1 pseudogene is annotated in these 559 nt (G+C 67.3%); it reads right to left on the bottom strand.

Annotated elements, in window-relative coordinates:
• Positions 1 to 559: pseudogene (gene groEL, locus ABD743_RS35660) on the bottom strand (chaperonin GroEL); the annotation flags it as partial.

Here is a 559-nt window from a genome sequence, read left to right as displayed (position 1 = left end):
AGCTTCTCGCGGTCGTAGTCGGAGTCGGTGCGCTCGATCTCGGCGCGGATCTGGTTGACCCGGCCCGCGATCTGGTCGGCGTCGCCGGCACCGTCGACGATGGTGGTCTCGTCCTTGGTGACCACGACCTTGCGGGCGCGGCCCAGCAGCGACAGGTCGGCGTTCTCCAGCTTCAGGCCGACCTTCTCCGAGATGACCTCGCCGCCGGTGAGGATGGCCATGTCGGCCAGCATCGCCTCGCGGCGGTCACCGAAGCCCGGGGCCTTGACGGCGACGGACTTGAAGGTGCCGCGGATCTTGTTGACGACCAGGGTGGCCAGGGCCTCGCCCTCGACGTCCTCGGCGATGATCGCGAGCGGCTTGCCGCCCTGCATGACCTTCTCCAGCAGCGGGAGCAGGTCCTTGACGGTGGAGATCTTGGAGCTGACCAGGAGGATGTAGGGGTCCTCGAGCTCCGCCTCCATGCGCTCGGCGTCGGTGACGAAGTAGGGCGAGATGTAGCCCTTGTCGAAGCGCATGCCCTCGGTGAGCTCGAGCTCCAGACCGAAGGTCTGGGACT

The organism is Pseudonocardia yunnanensis (genome assembly GCF_039534065.1).
Taxonomy (GTDB): domain Bacteria; phylum Actinomycetota; class Actinomycetes; order Mycobacteriales; family Pseudonocardiaceae; genus Pseudonocardia; species Pseudonocardia yunnanensis.
The sequence above is the reverse complement of the archived record's forward strand: the minus strand, read 5'-3'. Positions and strand labels throughout refer to the sequence as shown.